Here is a 14,753-nt window from a genome sequence, read left to right on the forward strand (position 1 = left end):
GACCTGCCCCGGAACACCGATGCCGCCCCTGGGGGCGGCATCAGTTGGCTGTGAGGCGGCTGTCAGACGGCCGAACCGGCCTTCCACTGCGCCCAGTCCATGTTCCAGCCGTTGAGGCCGTTGTCCGGCGCGATGGTCTTGTCGCCGGTGTTCTGGACGACCACGACGTCACCGACGATCGAGTTGTTGTAGAACCAGTAGCCCGCGACGCCCTTGTCGTTGGCGCCCTTGGTGTCGGACAGGCCCACACAGCCGTGGCTGGTGTTCACGCTGCCGAAGATGGACTTGGCGCCCCAGTAGTTGCCGTGGATGAAGGTGCCGGAGCTGGACAGGCGGATGGCGTGCGGCACGTCCTTGATGTCGTACTCGCCCTTGCCGTCGTCGTCCGTGAAGCCCACGGTCGCGCCGTTCATGCGCGTCTCCTTGAACTTCTCGGACATGACCATGGTGCCTTCGTAGGTCTTGTTCTCCGGGGAGCCGGCGGAGATCGGGATGGTCTTGATCGTCTTGCCGTCCTGCGTGACCTTCATCTGCTTGGTCTTCGCGTCGACGTACGAGACCTGGTTGCGGCCGATCTTGAAGGTGACCGTCTTCTCCTGGACGCCGTAGACACCGTCGGAGCCCTCGACGCCGTCCAGGGCCATCTTCATGGTGACGGTCGAGCCCTCCTTCCAGTAGTCGTCGGGCCGGCAGTCCATGCGGGTGTCGTTGAACCAGTGGCAGACGACTTCCTGGCCGCTGGTGCTGGAGACGGTGATGCCCTTCTGGACGGCCGCCTTGTCGCTGATCGACTTGTCGAAGTTGATCGAGACCGGCATGCCCACGCCGACCGTGGAGCCGTCCTCCGGCGTGAAGTAGCCGAGGAAGCTGTTGTCCGGGGAGACCGTGGTGAAGGAGGCGTTCTCGTGCGCCTCCAGGCCCTTGGAGTCCTTCGCGGTCACCGCGATCTTGTAGGTCGTGGAGCGGTCCAGCTGGGCGCTGGGCTTCCAGCTGGTCTTGTCCGCGGATATCTCGCCCTGGACCGCGGCGCCCTCGGCCGTCGTCATCGTCACCTCGGTGAGCGAGCCCTTGCTCACGGTGACGGCGGCGGAACTGTTGATGGAGGCGTTGTCGGTGCCGTCCTCTGGCGTGATCTTGATCTGGGCCTCGGAGGTCTTCTTGGCGGCCGCCTCGTCGACCTTGGCCTGCGAGGTGTCGCCGTCGCTCGCGGAGGCGTCGTCGCCCCCGGAGCAGGCAGAGAGCACCAGGACACCGCCGAGCAGTGCGGACGCGACCGTCAGGCCCTTGCGCCGCCTACTGTTCGTCATCACACGCTTCTCCATACTTTCCCGAATCCCCAAAACCCCAAGAGTCCCCGTCAAGGATCTTCAACGCTACGACCGGTTCGTCCCGTTCCACATCCCATGTATGTGTGGGGCACACCACGTCCGCCGGGGCGGGTGGTGCGGATGTCGGTCAGTGCGCACCATGAGACGACGAAACCCCGGGCGGCGGTTGCCGCCCGGGGTCACGAATTCCCCAAGACGCCTCAGCCGGCCCGCACGGCCCCTTCGCCGTCGAAGTCCTCCTCACCATCATCCTCGTCGATATCCCAGTCCGGCGAATCCGGGTCGTACTCGATGCGTTCGCTGGACCAGGAGGCCTGCGCGAGCTCGACCCCCGGTACCTCACTGACCAGGTCGAACGGATCGACGAGATACGCGACCGCCTCCGCAGTGTCTTCCGTCACAGCGCTCTCCGCGTGTGCCCGTTCATCGACGGGCACGGTGCTGTCGTCGGCAATCCGCCGCTGGGCGGCCTCGGTCACGGCGTCCGCGTCGTCCACTTCAAGAACGAGTTCCACGCGAAGCCGTACAAAACGTGATGTTTCTGGAGTACTCATGCCCGGAGCGTACGGCTCATTTCTCCCGTGACTTTCCCGTGACCCGCGACTTTCACTAACATCGCCCCACACGGCCAATTCGCCAGCACCACAAGGGGATCGATATTCCGTGTCCGCCGCTCACCGATCGTCGTCCACCGCACGCCGATCGCTGCTGACCGCCACCGCCGCGGGGGCCCTGCTTGGCGCCCTGTGGTTCGTACCCTCCGCGAACGCGACGGGCGATGAGCCGGCGAGAACGGACCCGTCGGCGACCCCGACGACGCAGGTCACCCAGCAGGCGCGGGCCGCCTCCGAGAGTACGGGCGGCACCACGGCGGACGACACCCGGCTCGCCGACACCGGAAGCTTCGACACCACTCCGTACATCGTCGGCGGGACCGTCTTCCTCGGGGTGGGCGCGGGCTTCGTCGCCTACTCGATGCGCCGTGAACGCCTCGGATTTTGAATTGACTTGACGCTCCCTTCACCCGGGCTTCATAGTCCGCCCATGAAGAGATCATCGGGCGTGCGAGTAGCCGCCACGGTTGCCGTGAGCGCGCTGTCGCTCGCCCTTGTCACGGGTTGCGGGGGTGACTCCGGCGGTTCTGACGCAAAGGCCCTCAGCGCCACGGAGTTGAAGAAGTCGATCATCGCCCAGGGCGATGTCGAGGGTTACAAGGTGGACGCCACCGGCAAGCAGCTGCCGAAGTCCAAGGACCAGGTCAAGAGCGGCGAGGAGCGGTGCGCACCGCTGGCCTACGCCATGGGCGGCCAGGCACCGGGCGACTCGGCATCGAGCGCGGCCGTCATGGTCACGCAGGAGAAGAAGAAGCCCACCGACAACGCCTCCAAGTCCCTTGAGGACCTCACGGAGAGCGAGATCGAGGACTCGCTCACCGACGCGATGGACATGACCCTGACGGTCGTCGGACTCTCCTCGTACGACGGTGACGGCGCCGAGACGACGTTCAAGTCCGTGTCGGACGCGGTGAAGAACTGCTCCGGGGGCTTCCCGGTCACCATGCAGGGCACCGACCAGAAGCTGACCGGGATCACCGCGGAGAAGGCGTCCGGAGCAGGTGACGAGTCGGTCGGGTTCACCGCGAAGAGCGACGCGGAGGACGGCGACGTGGCCACCACACACGTCGAGGTGGTGCGTCACGGCAGCACGATCGCCACGTACTACACGATGAACCTCGGCCTGATGATCACGGACAAGCCGTACGATGTCCCGGCCGCCGTCATCGACGCGCAGGCCGCCAAGCTGAAGTAAACCGCACGTGCCGTATCGGGGCCCTGTCGGTCGTACGACAGGGCCCCTGCCATGTCATCGGAGCGGCCCGGTGACCTTCTCCGCCGCCGTGACGAGCTCCCCACCGCGTACGAACGCGTCGGCCGCGGCGAGGTCGGGCGCCAGGAACCGGTCCGGTCCCGCGCCCTGGACACCGGCGGCCCGTACGGCGTCGATGACCGCCCGCGAGGCCGGGGCCGGGGCGAGGCCCTCCCTCAGCTCTATGGCGCGCGTGGCGGCGTACAGCTCGACGGCGAGGACCCGCGTGAGGTTGTCCACGGCCGTGCGCAGCTTGCGGGCGGCGGACCAGCCCATGGAGACATGGTCCTCCTGCATGGCGGACGACGGAATGGAGTCCGCGGAGGCGGGCACGGCCAGCCGCTTCAGCTCGCTCACCAGCGCCGCCTGCGTGTACTGGGCGATCATCAGCCCCGAGTCGACACCCGCGTCGTCGGCCAGGAACGGCGGCAGCCCATGGCTGCGGTTCTTGTCCAGCAGCCGGTCGGTGCGGCGCTCGGCGATGGAGGCGAGGTCGGCGACGGCGATGGCGAGGAAGTCGAGGACGTAGGCGACGGGCGCCCCGTGGAAGTTGCCGTTGGACTCGACGCGTCCGTCGGGCAGGACGACCGGGTTGTCGACGGCGGAGGCGAGCTCCCGCTCGGCGACGAGCCGCGCGTGCGCCATGGTGTCGCGCCCGGCACCGGCGACCTGCGGGGCGCAGCGCACGGAGTACGCGTCCTGCACGCGGGGCGCGTCGTCCTGGTGATGCCCGGTCAGCTCCGAACCGCTCAGCACGGCCAGCATGTTGGCGGCGGAGGCGCCCTGCCCGGGGTGCGGGCGGATGGCGTGCAGCTCGGGGGCGAGGACCTTGTCCGTCCCGAGCAGCGCTTCGAGGCTGAGGGCGGCGGTGATGTCGGCGGACTTGTACAGGGTGTCCAGATCGGCGAGTGCCATGATCAGCATGCCGAGCATGCCGTCGGTGCCGTTGAGGAGGGCGAGGCCCTCCTTCTCGCGCAGTTCGACGGGGGCGATGCCGTGCGCGGCGAGCAGTTCGCCGGCGGGCCGCACGACCCCGTCCGGGCCCTCGGCGTCCCCCTCCCCCATCAGGGTCAGGGCGCAGTGCGAGAGCGGAGCGAGGTCGCCGGAGCAGCCGAGGGAGCCGTACTCGTGGACGACGGGGGTGATCCCGGCGTTGAGGACATCGGCCATGGTCTGCGCGACCTCGGGCCGTACCCCCGTGTGCCCGGAGCAGACGGTCTTGAGGCGCAGGAACATCAGCGCCCGTACGACCTCCCGCTCCACGCGCGGCCCCATGCCCGCGGCGTGCGAGCGGACGATGTTGCGCTGCAGCTGCGCCCGCATCTCCTGGCTGATGTGCCGGGTCGCCAGGGCACCGAACCCGGTGGAGACGCCGTAGACGGGCTCGGGCTTGGCCGCCAGCGCGTCCACGATCTCCCGGGCCGCGGCGAGCGCCGCGAGCGCCTCGGCCGACAGCTCGACGCGCGCACCGCCACGCGCCACGGCAAGGACGTCGGACGCGGTGACCCCGGACGTCCCCACCATCACAGTGTGCATATCCATATTCAGGAGCGTACGCAGTGAAGACGAAGATGTCACTAGTGGGTGGGGGGTACACCCCTTACAGCGGGGGTGGGTGCCGTCACGTCGGGCGTCCGCGGAAACGCCGCCGCTCCGCCGTCCCCTCCCCGAAGGGCTCGTCGGCGAGCCGCACCACCGGATCGTCCGGGCCCTCCTGCCCCGCGACGACCGGCCGCCCGGCCCGGGACGCCTTGGCCTGGTACTGCGCCGCGTCGGCGAGCCGGAACAACCGCCGGGCGGAGCGTACGGCCCCGATGGGGTCCGCGGTCGAGGCGACCCCGCAGGCGACGCCCTCCCCCAGCTCCAACTCACCGGCCCGACGGCACAGTTCGTCGGCCGCCTTCACCACCTCGTCGGCCGGCGACCCGACCGCAAGCAGACAGAACTCGTCCCCGCCGAGCCGCGCCGCGAGCGCCCCCGGCAGCATCGCCCCGCACAACGACAGCACCGACCCGAACCGTTCGAGCAGCCGGTCCCCCACGGCATGTCCGCGCGTGTCATTGACCCGCTTGAGCCCGTTGAGGTCACAGACGACGAGGCTGACGACGACACCGTCCCGGCGATGCCGCTCGATCGCCTCCTCCAGCCGCACATCGACGGCCCGCCGGTTCGCGAGCCCGGTGAGCGCGTCGGTGAACGCCAGCCGCCGGGCCTCCTCCAGCCGTTCGATCTGCGCGAGTCCGGCGGCCACGACGGAGGCGAGCACGGTGGCGAAGTCGGCGTCCCCCCGGTCGAAGACCGGCGCCCCGGCGGACCGGGCGACGTACAGCTCTCCCCAGGCCCGCCCGTTCAGCACGACCGGCGCGACCACACAGCACCCCCGCCCACGGCGCCGCAGGGCGGCGACCCGCTGATGGATGTACCCGGGATGCCCGGCGGCGGGCCCCTCGGCGGTCTCCACCCAGGCGTTGGGCTCGCCCCCGGCGACCCACCGCTCGTGCAGGAACTCGGTGATCTCCGGGAACTGATGCACCGGATACGCCTCGTCGCCCGGGAACTCCTCCTCCCCCTGGGTGCGCTCCCCCACGTTCACCAGCACCCGCAACCGCCCGAGCTCCCGCTCCCACACCGACAGCGCGGCAAAGCTCCCGGCGAGCGCCCGACACGCCCCGAGCGCCGCCGCCCGCCAGGACTCGCGCGGGGTGTGCGCCGCCGCCATCCCCTGCGCCAGCGCCACCACGGCCGCGAGCCGTCCGTCCTCACCCATCACTCCAGGCTAGGGAGGTTTGCTCCGATTTGGGACGTTGGCGTGGCGAACGGGGAGGTCACCGGCGCCACGAGCCCCGCCTCACTCCCCCGGCCACTCGGGCTTCCGCTTCTCGTTGAAGGCCGCGACGCCCTCCGCCCGGTCCCCCGAGAACGCCACCGACCGCCACGCCGCGTCCTCGACCTCCAGCCCGGCCCGCAGCTCCAGCCCGTGCCCCACGCGCAACGCCCGCTTGGCCGCGCGCAGTCCCACCGGCGAGTTCGCCGCCATCCGCGCACCCAGGGCCAGCGCCTCCTCCCGATCGCGCCCGTCCTCCACCAGCACATCCACCAGCCCCAGCTCACGGGCCTCGGCGGCCTCGACCCGCCGCGCCGTGAAGATCAGCTCCGCCGCACGGGCCGCCCCCACCCGCCGGGGCAGCAACTGCGTACCCCCGCCGCCCGGAATCACCCCGACGGACACCTCGGGCAGCCCCACCACGGCCGTACCGTCGGCCACGATCACATCGCACGACAACGCCAGCTCGAAGCCGCCGCCCAGTGCGAAGCCGTGCACGGCCGCGATCGTCGGCACCGGCAGCTCCAGCACCCCCGTGTAGGCGCCCCGCGCCACCGGCCGCTGCCGCACCAGCTCCGCGTCGCTGAAGGAGTTCCGCTCCTTCAGATCGGCCCCCACGCAGAACGCCCGCTCATGCGTCGAGGTCAGCACCACCACCCGTACGTCCCGGTCCGCGCCCAGTGCCGCGCACGCCCCCGCGATCGAGCGGGCCATGTCCGTCGAGACGGCGTTCATGGCCTTGGGCCGGTCGAGGGCCAGCTCCGCGACATGCCCGGCACCCCCGGCACCCCCGTCATCGTGTCGCCGTACCAGCACGAACTCCCCGTACCGCTCCTCACTCATGACACCCTCCGGTTAACGCGGGTTAACAACACTCGCCCCGATCATCGCAGCCGGAACCCGCCGGGGAAAGGCCCACCACGAGCGGTTCCCGACTCCAGGCCCGACACCCCGTTCGAGTGACATCCCGCCCAACTCCCGCCCTACCGCCCACGGCAGCGCATAGCGTGCGCGACACCACGGCGCATTGGGGGCGCAAGCGCATGGGAGGGGTCACGATGGACGTTACGGCGGACGGGCCGAAGGCACGAGGGACGGCACGGGAAGCCGCGGCGACGGAGCCGCTGGCGCCCGAAGCGGCCACCACCCGCCTCTTCGGCGCCCGCGGCCGCCATCGCCGCCCGCGTCCCCGCAAGGTCCTCCTCGCGGCCGGAGGCCTGGCCCTGGCCGCCGGCGCCCTGAGCCTCGTACGCCTCACTCCCGACTCGGGAGTCACCGGCCTCGCCGCACCGGAGTCCGACCCCGCCCCGGCCCCCGGCACGAACACGGAAGCGGACGGCGCGACGAACGCCGCGGCCAGCTTCCCGACGAGACAGCCGAAGGCAACCCCGACGGCCACCTCGGCCATGGGCGGCCTGGGCACGACACCGACGGCCACGACGATCGCCGTACCCATCAGGACCACTGCGGCCACTGCACCGCCGAGCGCCCGGATCCCCACATCGGTCGACACCCCGCCCGCATCCCCCGCACCGGCAACGACCGGTGCCGCACCCCGGACTCCCCCGCCTTCCGCCCGGCCGGCACCCGGCCGACCCACGACAAGCCCCCCGTCGGCCCAGCCGACCCACCACGACGAGAACACCATGTGCGTCCCGGTCATCGGTCTGTGCGTCGATCCCCTGACCACACACGACTGAATGCGACCGCCACCCCGGCGGCGCTCACTCGCCCCCGGCGGGCGCCCTCCGCGTCAGGAGCCAGGGCTCGACCACACCAAGCCCTCGCACCGGCCGCTGCCACATCGGCTGGAGCGCGAACCGGTACACCGGCGGCTCCTCGCCCTCCTTCTCGGCCGTGGCCGCGGCCTCCGCCGCCTCGGCCTCCGACGCCGGCGCTTCACCCGTTCGGATCAGCTCCTGCGCGAGCGCGCTGTCGACGAGCACGGCGTCCCGCGGTGCTATGGACGTCAGCCGGGAGGCGAGATTCACAGTCGTGCCGAACACATCGCCCATCCGGGTGGTCACCGTGCCGAACGCGATGCCGACCCGCAGCTCGGGCATCGTCTCGTCGTTGGCCATCGTCTCGATGAGCCGCAGGGCGATCTCGGCGGCGACCCCCGCGTCGTCGGCCGCGTACAGCACCTCGTCGCCGAGCGTCTTGATCAGCCGTCCGCCGCGCGCGGCCACCAGGTCGGCGGCGGTGGTCTCGAAGGCCTCGACGAGTTCGCCGAGTTCCTCCTCCTCCATGCGGCGGGTCAGCCGGGTGAATCCGACCAGGTCGGCGAAGCCCACGGCGAGGCGCCGGTCGACCATCTCCTCGTCGTCGGCGGCCTGGATGACCCGGCCGGCCGAGGCGGCGAGCTGACGGCGCCAGACATAGACGAGGAACTCCTCCAGCTCGGGCAGGAGCAGCTCGATGATCGGGTACGTCACCTCGGTGCGCGTCATGCCGGGTTCCGGGGGCTCGGTCAGGCCCTCCAGGAACGAGTCGATCTGCCATTCGGCCAGCCGGGCGGTGGTCTGCCCGGTGGACCGGGCCACCTGCACGGCCATGGCCTCGCTGAGCAGCCCCGCCTCGACGAGACCGGCCAGCCGCCGCAGCGCCAGTACGTCGGCCTCGGTCAGCGCCTTGGCCTGTCCGATGTCGGCGAAGCCCATGGCCCGCCAGAAGCGGGACGCCAGCTCCATCGAGACGCCGGCGCTGCGGGCCGCCTGAAACGGGGTGTAGCGCCGCTCGGCGCCGAGGATGAGCTGTTCCAGACGCAGCGCGAGCGGATCCTCGCCGGGGTCGGCGGCGTGGGGGTCCACCCGGCCGTCCGCGCCCGCGCCGGAGCCCGTGTCGTCGACGGTCACGCCTGCTGCCCTTCCGATCTGCCGCGGTCAGTATCGACCGGCCTTCACTTTACGGCAGGTGTGCGCCAGCTCACTCCGTAAGAGAAAGCCGACGGTGCCCTGCCGGAACCGGTGCGGTGCCCGGTGTCTTCACGGCCCGTCCGCCGGGCCCGATGCGCTCAGGCCGGCCTCAGATGCACGATGTCGCCCGCACCCACGGGCTCCTGCACCCCCTCCCGCGTCGCCAGCACCAAACGCCCGTCACCGTCGATCGCGACGGCCTCGCCGGTGATCGTCCGGTCGCCCGGCAGCTCGGCCCGTACGTCTCTGCCCAGCGTCGCGCACCCCGCCGCGTACGTCTCCTGGAGCCCGCTGACCACGGGGTCGCCCACCGCGGCCCGCCAGCGCCCGTACCAGTCCTCCAGGGACCGCAGGATGCCCCGCAGCAGGGGGTCCCGGTCCGTGCTCACCGCCCCGGCCAGCACCAGCGAGCCCGCCTGGGGCACCGGCAGCTCGTCCGCGCGCAGGGTGACGTTGATGCCGACGCCGATGACCACACCGGCGTCCCCGGCGCGCTCAGCGAGGATGCCGCCTGCCTTGCGTTCCTCGCCGCCGACGGTCACCAGCAGGTCGTTCGGCCACTTGAGTGCCGTGTCGACGCCCGCCGCCCGGGACAGGCCCGTCGCCACGGCGACGCCGGTGAGCAGCGGCAGCCAGCCCCATCGGGGCACCGGCACCTCGGCCGGGTTCAGCAGCACGGAGAAGAACAGACCCGAGCGCGGCGGTGCCGTCCAGTTCCGGTCCAGCCGTCCCCGGCCGGCCGTCTGCTCCTCGGCGACCAGGACCGTGCCCTCGGCGGCCTTGCCCGCGGTGGCCAGGTCGACGAGGTCGGTGTTGGTGGAGCCGGTTTGCTGCACCACCTCCACGGCGCGCCACAACCCGCCGTCCCGCAGCAGCCCGCGACGCAGCGCGGCGGCGTTGAGCGGCGGGCGCTCCAGGTCGGACCAGCGGCTGTCGTCTGATGCATCTCGCGGCGTCATGCAAGCCACCCTAGGTGTGGTAAACGCCGCACTGCCGATTGGTAGGCCCCCCACTACTCTACGGATGAGTAACCGTCCCCCCTTTTGAGCAGGCAGGGAGCGCCATCCCGATGTCCGAGCCGGAAGAGCGTCACGAGATCCAAGAGACCCCTGGGATCGACATCCACACCACCGCGGGCAAGCTCGCGGATCTCCAGCGCCGCATTGAGGAAGCGACGCACGCCGGCTCCGCACGCGCCGTCGAAAAGCAGCACGCCAAGGGCAAGTTGACGGCCCGTGAGCGGGTCGAGCTGCTGCTCGACGAGGGGTCGTTCGTCGAGCTCGACGAGTTCGCCCGGCACCGCTCCACCAACTTCGGGCTGGAGAAGAACCGTCCCTACGGCGACGGTGTCGTCACCGGGTACGGCACCGTCGACGGCCGTCCGGTCGCCGTGTTCTCGCAGGACTTCACCGTCTTCGGCGGTGCGCTGGGCGAGGTCTACGGCCAGAAGATCGTCAAGGTGATGGACTTCGCGCTGAAGACCGGCTGCCCGGTCATCGGCATCAACGACTCCGGCGGCGCCCGCATCCAGGAGGGTGTGGCCTCGCTGGGCGCGTACGGCGAGATCTTCCGCCGCAACACCCACGCCTCCGGTGTCATCCCGCAGATCAGCCTGGTCGTCGGCCCCTGCGCGGGCGGCGCGGTCTACTCGCCGGCCATCACCGACTTCACGGTCATGGTCGACCAGACCTCGCACATGTTCATCACCGGCCCGGACGTCATCAAGACGGTCACCGGCGAGGACGTCGGCTTCGAGGAGCTCGGCGGCGCCCGCACCCACAACTCCGCCTCCGGCGTGGCGCACCACATGGCCGGGGACGAGAAGGACGCCATCGAGTACGTCAAGCAGCTGCTGTCGTACCTGCCGTCCAACAACCTCAGCGAGCCCCCGGCGTTCCCGGAGGAGGCGGACCTCGCCCTCACCGACGAGGACCGCGAGCTGGACACCATCGTGCCGGACAGCGCGAACCAGCCGTACGACATGCACGCGGTGATCGAACACGTCCTGGACGATGCCGAGTTCTTCGAGACGCAGTCGCTGTTCGCGCCGAACATCGTCACCGGTTTCGGCCGGGTCGAGGGCCGCCCGGTCGGCATCGTCGCCAACCAGCCGATGCAGTTCGCGGGCTGTCTCGACATCGACGCGTCCGAGAAGGCCGCCCGCTTCGTGCGCACCTGCGACGCCTTCAACGTCCCGGTGATCACCTTCGTCGACGTCCCCGGCTTCCTGCCCGGCGTGGACCAGGAGCACACCGGCATCATCCGCCGCGGCGCCAAGCTGATCTACGCCTACGCCGAGGCGACGGTCCCGCTGATCACGGTCATCACCCGCAAGGCCTTCGGCGGCGCCTACGACGTCATGGGCTCCAAGCACCTCGGTGCCGACCTCAACCTCGCCTGGCCCACCGCCCAGATCGCCGTCATGGGCGCCCAGGGCGCGGTCAACATCCTGCACCGGCGCACCATCGCCGAGGCCGAGGCCGGCGGGGAGGACCTGGACGCGGTGCGCGCGCGGCTGATCCAGGAGTACGAGGACGCCCTCCTCAACCCCTATGTCGCGGCCGAGCGCGGCTACATCGACGCGGTGATCATGCCGTCCGACACCCGCGGCCACATCGTCCGCGGCCTGCGTCAGCTGCGCACCAAGCGGGAATCCCTGCCTCCGAAGAAGCACGGCAACATCCCCCTCTAGGCCTGCTGGGAGCCGCCATGAACATCAAGGTCCTACGGGGCAACCCGACACCGGAGGAGCTGGCCGCCGCCCTGGCGGTGGTCCGCGCCCGCGCCGCGGCCGAGGCAGCCCTGCCGCCCGGCGCACCGGCCCCCCGCGACTCCTGGTCCGACCCGGCCCGCGTCGCGTCGCAACGGCTGCCGCAGCCGGGGCCGACGACATGGGCGCGTACGTACTGGCCCGGTTAGAGCGTCGTTGCCAGGACTTCGGCCATCACCTCGTACCCCGCGTCATTGGGATGCAGGTGATCGCCGAAGTCGTACGACGGCCGCAGCCGGTCCGGATCCGCCGGATCGGCCAGCGCCCGGTTCAGGTCCACCACCGCGTCGTACTCCCCCGAGCACCGGATCCACTCGTTCAGCTCGTGACTCACCTTGGCCGCGCGCTCACCCCAGTGGTCCGAGCCCCCGAACGGCAGCAGGGTCGCGCCGATCACCCGCAGCCCCGCCGCCCTGCCCTGCCGTATCAACTCCCGGTGCCCGGCGATGAGTTCCGCCGCCTCCAGCACCGGCGCCGGCTTGTACGTCGGCTGCTCGTCCGTCTCGCTGAAGCCGATGTCGTTGAGGCCGAGCAGAACGACGAGGGTGTCCACCCCGGGGTGGTCGAGGACGTCCCGGCGCAGTCGGTGGACGCCCTTCTCGCCGTACCACGCCGAGTCGTTGAGCAGCAGGTTCCCGCCGATCCCCGCATTGAGCACGGGCCGCCCCGTGCGGCAGGCGAGCGCGTCCGACCACCGCCGGTTCGCGCCCACCGTCGAGCCGAACCCGTCCGTGATCGAGTCGCCGAAGAGCGCGACGGCGTCCGCGCGGGCGGCGTCGACCTCCACCGCCGTCAGGAAGTACCAGGACTCGCTCACCGCGTCGAAGCCCTCACCGCCGAGGTCCGCCGTCAGGTCGCCCGCGCCCCGGTAGCCGGCCGTGAAGGCCTGGGCGTGGAAGGCCGCGGGGCCGGTCGCGGCGTCGAAGTACAGGGTGACGGTCACCGAATCCCCGGCCGCGACGGGGAGTCGGACGTCATCGCTGACGACCTCCCCGCGCGCGGGTATCCCGACCTGCGCGCCGCCCCCGAAGGTCAGCCTCGTGAGCGACCCCGGCCGTACGCCGGCCCCGTCGGCGGTACGCCCCACGCTCGCGCCCGCGACCCAGACCGGCGAGGTGCCATAGGCGTGGGAGAGCCGCACCCGCACCCGGCCACCGCCCGCCGACAGCCGTACGACCTGCCGCACCGACTGACGCCAGAAGCCCTCGCGGGACCAGTTGGGCGTGAAGCCCTCGCTCGGTGACTGAGGTGCCGCGGTCCAGGAAGTGGTGAACATGATGCATCCCCCAAACGGAACTGGAATCCCTTTAGCTAATGGAACCGTAGCACCGTTTGGGGAGAAGTTGAGTATGCGTACTCAGGCGCCGCCCCGAATCCCCGACGGACGATGGAAGGCATGCTGTGGTCCGACCCCGAGAACGAGCCGCCCAAAGAACTGCGCGACATGCAGGAGATGTTGCGGCGGCTGGGCGTTCTCATGGCGCTGGCCATGGTGCTGACGATGATCGTGCTCGGACTGAGGTGAGTCCGGCCGGATGCGCCGATACGCTGACCGCATGACTGATCAGCCCCGCCGCCGGCTCGTCCTCGCCTCCCAGTCCCCCGCCCGCCTCAATCTGCTCCGCCAGGCGGGGCTGGCCCCCGAGGTCATCGTGAGCGGCGTCGACGAGGACGCCGTCAGCGCGCCCACCCCCGCCGAGCTGGCGCTGGCCCTGGCCGAGGCGAAGGCCTCCGTCGTGGCGGCGAAGCCGGAGGTCAAGGGCGCGATCGTGATCGGCTGCGACTCGGTCCTCGACCTGGACGGCGAGCCCCTGGGCAAGCCGGCCGACGCCGAGGAGGCCACCGCCCGCTGGAAGTCGATGCGCGGCCGGGCGGGCACGCTCCAGACCGGCCACTGCGTCTACGACACCGCCACCGGCCGGTACACCTCCGCCACCGCCTCCACGATCGTCCGCTTCGGCGAGCCGACCGACGAGGAGATCGCCGCCTACGTCGCCTCCGGCGAACCCCTCTACGTCGCCGGTGCGTTCACCCTCGACGGCCGCTCGGCCCCGTTCATCGACGGCATCGACGGCGACCACGGCAATGTGATCGGCATCAGCCTGCCGCTGGTACGGCGACTGCTCGCCCAACTGGGCATCGGCATCACGGAGTTGTGGGCGCCGGCGGAGGGGTGACCGAGTCGGCGGGCTCCTCCGGGGCCGCCTGGGCGTCGTACGTCATGAGGAGCAGCACTATCAGGGCGAGTACGACCATCATGAACAGGAACGCCGTCCAGCCCACCAACCCCCAGGCGAACGCGCCCAGCAGCCCGTGCACCACGGCCGCGCTGATCAGCAGGATGCGACCGAGGCCGACCGGGGCGCGGTCGCGCACCGCGACCAGCAGGGCGACCAGGCCGCACAGCGCGAAGTAGGCGGCGAAGACGAGTCCGCCGATCTTCGAGGACATCGACATCACGTCGGAATCCAGGCCCGCCAGGGACATGTCCTGACGGTCGACGACGGTCCCCAGGATCCAGTTCAGCCCCGCGATGCCGAGCGCCTCCACGAAGAGCACAACCGCCACGACCCACGCCACCGGCCTGCGCACCACCGACCCCCACCCACTTCCGAGCTCGCGCTGTTACCCCAAGTACGTACGAGACATCGCGAACGCTACTAACGGGTAAACCCCGGGACAAGGGTTCGGGGGATGGCAAAGATGCATTGGGCCATTCGTAGGGATTCCACAAAGAAACCGAGTGGCCCGCAGCACGTGATGACAGAGACCTTGACCACAGGGGAGAGCTAGGGTTTTCCGGGAGAGACCTGCGTACCGTGGCGCGACAAGGGATTTCGCAGGTCGGGCGAGCCTGGAATCACGCTCCGTGTGGGCAAGCTCACCACTGGGGACGGGTCGAAGTGTCGTGTCGGCAGTCCCTAAACTCGGCTTGTTTCAAGGAGGGAGCCTCAATCGTGCGCAAGGTGCTCATCGCCAACCGTGGCGAAATCGCTGTCCGCGTGGCCCGGGCCTGCCGGGACGCCGGTATCGCGAGCGTGGCCGTCTAC

At 70.7% G+C, this 14,753-nt stretch carries 17 protein-coding genes; 8 read left to right on the forward strand and 9 right to left on the reverse strand.

Features of this window, described 5'->3' with window-relative positions:
- Positions 1 to 62: 62 nt before the first annotated feature.
- Entirely contained in the window at positions 63 to 1,307 is a 1,245-nt protein-coding gene (locus tag ACZ7NC_RS29710; protein ID WP_471492565.1) for a L,D-transpeptidase, read from the reverse strand.
- 221 nt (positions 1,308 to 1,528) lie between these two features.
- Positions 1,529 to 1,882 carry a hypothetical protein gene (locus ACZ7NC_RS29715; RefSeq protein ID WP_471492566.1) on the reverse strand — a complete coding sequence of 118 codons (354 nt, stop codon included), beginning with the start codon at positions 1,880 to 1,882 and terminating at the stop codon, positions 1,529 to 1,531.
- 109 nt (positions 1,883 to 1,991) lie between these two features.
- Between ACZ7NC_RS29715 and ACZ7NC_RS29720 the strand changes: the two genes are divergently transcribed.
- Positions 1,992 to 2,330 carry a hypothetical protein gene (locus ACZ7NC_RS29720; protein ID WP_471492567.1) on the forward strand — a complete coding sequence of 113 codons (339 nt, stop codon included), beginning with the start codon at positions 1,992 to 1,994 and terminating at the stop codon, positions 2,328 to 2,330.
- Between the two features lie 42 nt (positions 2,331 to 2,372).
- A complete protein-coding gene (locus tag ACZ7NC_RS29725) occupies positions 2,373 to 3,137 on the forward strand; it encodes a hypothetical protein (protein WP_471492568.1) in 765 nt (254 codons plus the stop codon).
- 54 nt (positions 3,138 to 3,191) lie between these two features.
- On the opposite strand, the gene hutH is transcribed toward ACZ7NC_RS29725, so the two are convergent.
- The 3 genes from hutH to ACZ7NC_RS29740 all read right to left on the reverse strand — a co-directional run bounded on the left by hutH (position 3,192) and on the right by ACZ7NC_RS29740 (position 6,861).
- Positions 3,192 to 4,730: a histidine ammonia-lyase gene (gene hutH, locus ACZ7NC_RS29730; RefSeq protein WP_471492584.1), complete on the reverse strand. Its 1,539-nt coding sequence runs from the start codon at positions 4,728 to 4,730 to the stop codon at positions 3,192 to 3,194.
- Positions 4,731 to 4,815: 85 nt separating this feature from the next.
- A complete protein-coding gene (locus ACZ7NC_RS29735; protein WP_471492569.1) occupies positions 4,816 to 5,961 on the reverse strand; it encodes a GGDEF domain-containing protein in 1,146 nt (381 codons plus the stop codon).
- 81 nt (positions 5,962 to 6,042) lie between these two features.
- Positions 6,043 to 6,861, reverse strand: coding sequence for an enoyl-CoA hydratase/isomerase family protein (locus tag ACZ7NC_RS29740; RefSeq protein WP_471492570.1), 819 nt, complete (start codon positions 6,859 to 6,861; stop codon positions 6,043 to 6,045).
- A 215-nt stretch (positions 6,862 to 7,076) separates the two neighbouring features.
- On the opposite strand from ACZ7NC_RS29740, the gene ACZ7NC_RS29745 reads away from it, so the two are divergent.
- Positions 7,077 to 7,718, forward strand: coding sequence for a hypothetical protein (locus ACZ7NC_RS29745; protein ID WP_471492571.1), 642 nt, complete (start codon positions 7,077 to 7,079; stop codon positions 7,716 to 7,718).
- A gap of 24 nt (positions 7,719 to 7,742) precedes the next feature.
- On the opposite strand, the gene ACZ7NC_RS29750 is transcribed toward ACZ7NC_RS29745, so the two are convergent.
- A complete protein-coding gene (locus ACZ7NC_RS29750) occupies positions 7,743 to 8,873 on the reverse strand; it encodes an adenylate/guanylate cyclase domain-containing protein (protein WP_471492572.1) in 1,131 nt (376 codons plus the stop codon).
- Positions 8,874 to 9,031: 158 nt separating this feature from the next.
- Positions 9,032 to 9,892: a biotin--[acetyl-CoA-carboxylase] ligase gene (locus ACZ7NC_RS29755; RefSeq protein ID WP_471492573.1), complete on the reverse strand. Its 861-nt coding sequence runs from the start codon at positions 9,890 to 9,892 to the stop codon at positions 9,032 to 9,034.
- Positions 9,893 to 10,002: 110 nt separating this feature from the next.
- On the opposite strand from ACZ7NC_RS29755, the gene ACZ7NC_RS29760 reads away from it, so the two are divergent.
- Positions 10,003 to 11,625: an acyl-CoA carboxylase subunit beta gene (locus tag ACZ7NC_RS29760; RefSeq protein WP_471492574.1), complete on the forward strand. Its 1,623-nt coding sequence runs from the start codon at positions 10,003 to 10,005 to the stop codon at positions 11,623 to 11,625.
- A gap of 17 nt (positions 11,626 to 11,642) precedes the next feature.
- The gene (locus ACZ7NC_RS29765) at positions 11,643 to 11,852 is read left to right on the forward strand and encodes an acyl-CoA carboxylase epsilon subunit (protein WP_471492575.1); all 210 of its coding nucleotides are present in this window, start codon (positions 11,643 to 11,645) and stop codon (positions 11,850 to 11,852) included.
- Here the strand turns inward: ACZ7NC_RS29765 and ACZ7NC_RS29770 are convergent.
- Positions 11,849 to 12,979 carry an SGNH/GDSL hydrolase family protein gene (locus ACZ7NC_RS29770; protein ID WP_471492576.1) on the reverse strand — a complete coding sequence of 377 codons (1,131 nt, stop codon included), beginning with the start codon at positions 12,977 to 12,979 and terminating at the stop codon, positions 11,849 to 11,851. The genes ACZ7NC_RS29765 and ACZ7NC_RS29770 overlap by 4 nt on opposite strands.
- Before the next feature lie 120 nt (positions 12,980 to 13,099).
- Between ACZ7NC_RS29770 and mmpB the strand changes: the two genes are divergently transcribed.
- Positions 13,100 to 13,228, forward strand: a complete 129-nt coding sequence (mmpB, locus tag ACZ7NC_RS29775; RefSeq protein WP_093747104.1) for a morphogenic membrane protein MmpB — start codon at positions 13,100 to 13,102, stop codon at positions 13,226 to 13,228.
- A 31-nt stretch (positions 13,229 to 13,259) separates the two neighbouring features.
- Entirely contained in the window at positions 13,260 to 13,880 is a 621-nt protein-coding gene (locus tag ACZ7NC_RS29780) for a Maf family protein (RefSeq protein ID WP_471492577.1), read from the forward strand.
- Here ACZ7NC_RS29780 and ACZ7NC_RS29785 read toward each other — a convergent pair.
- A complete protein-coding gene (locus ACZ7NC_RS29785; protein WP_471492578.1) occupies positions 13,849 to 14,298 on the reverse strand; it encodes a hypothetical protein in 450 nt (149 codons plus the stop codon). The genes ACZ7NC_RS29780 and ACZ7NC_RS29785 overlap by 32 nt on opposite strands.
- Before the next feature lie 362 nt (positions 14,299 to 14,660).
- Between ACZ7NC_RS29785 and ACZ7NC_RS29790 the strand changes: the two genes are divergently transcribed.
- Positions 14,661 to 14,753 (forward strand): biotin carboxylase N-terminal domain-containing protein (locus ACZ7NC_RS29790; RefSeq protein ID WP_280842533.1); only part of this gene is annotated, 93 nt, incomplete at its 3' end.

It is taken from the genome of Streptomyces sp. NPDC111802 (genome assembly GCF_055634335.1).

Bases quoted from the DNA above. Each gene is read 5' to 3' on its own strand.
- ACZ7NC_RS29710 (WP_471492565.1), bottom strand. From the start codon at position 1,307: ATGACGAACAGTAGGCGGCGCAAGGGCCTGACGGTCGCGTCCGCACTG.
- ACZ7NC_RS29715 (WP_471492566.1), bottom strand. From the start codon at position 1,882: ATGAGTACTCCAGAAACATCACGTTTTGTACGGCTTCGCGTGGAACTC.
- ACZ7NC_RS29725 (WP_471492568.1), top strand. From the start codon at position 2,373: ATGAAGAGATCATCGGGCGTGCGAGTAGCCGCCACGGTTGCCGTGAGC.
- hutH (WP_471492584.1), bottom strand. From the start codon at position 4,730: ATGCACACTGTGATGGTGGGGACGTCCGGGGTCACCGCGTCCGACGTC.
- ACZ7NC_RS29735 (WP_471492569.1), bottom strand. From the start codon at position 5,961: ATGGGTGAGGACGGACGGCTCGCGGCCGTGGTGGCGCTGGCGCAGGGG.
- ACZ7NC_RS29740 (WP_471492570.1), bottom strand. From the start codon at position 6,861: ATGAGTGAGGAGCGGTACGGGGAGTTCGTGCTGGTACGGCGACACGAT.
- ACZ7NC_RS29745 (WP_471492571.1), top strand. From the start codon at position 7,077: ATGGACGTTACGGCGGACGGGCCGAAGGCACGAGGGACGGCACGGGAA.
- ACZ7NC_RS29755 (WP_471492573.1), bottom strand. From the start codon at position 9,892: ATGACGCCGCGAGATGCATCAGACGACAGCCGCTGGTCCGACCTGGAG.
- ACZ7NC_RS29760 (WP_471492574.1), top strand. From the start codon at position 10,003: ATGTCCGAGCCGGAAGAGCGTCACGAGATCCAAGAGACCCCTGGGATC.
- ACZ7NC_RS29765 (WP_471492575.1), top strand. From the start codon at position 11,643: ATGAACATCAAGGTCCTACGGGGCAACCCGACACCGGAGGAGCTGGCC.
- ACZ7NC_RS29770 (WP_471492576.1), bottom strand. From the start codon at position 12,979: ATGTTCACCACTTCCTGGACCGCGGCACCTCAGTCACCGAGCGAGGGC.
- mmpB (WP_093747104.1), top strand. From the start codon at position 13,100: ATGCTGTGGTCCGACCCCGAGAACGAGCCGCCCAAAGAACTGCGCGAC.
- ACZ7NC_RS29780 (WP_471492577.1), top strand. From the start codon at position 13,260: ATGACTGATCAGCCCCGCCGCCGGCTCGTCCTCGCCTCCCAGTCCCCC.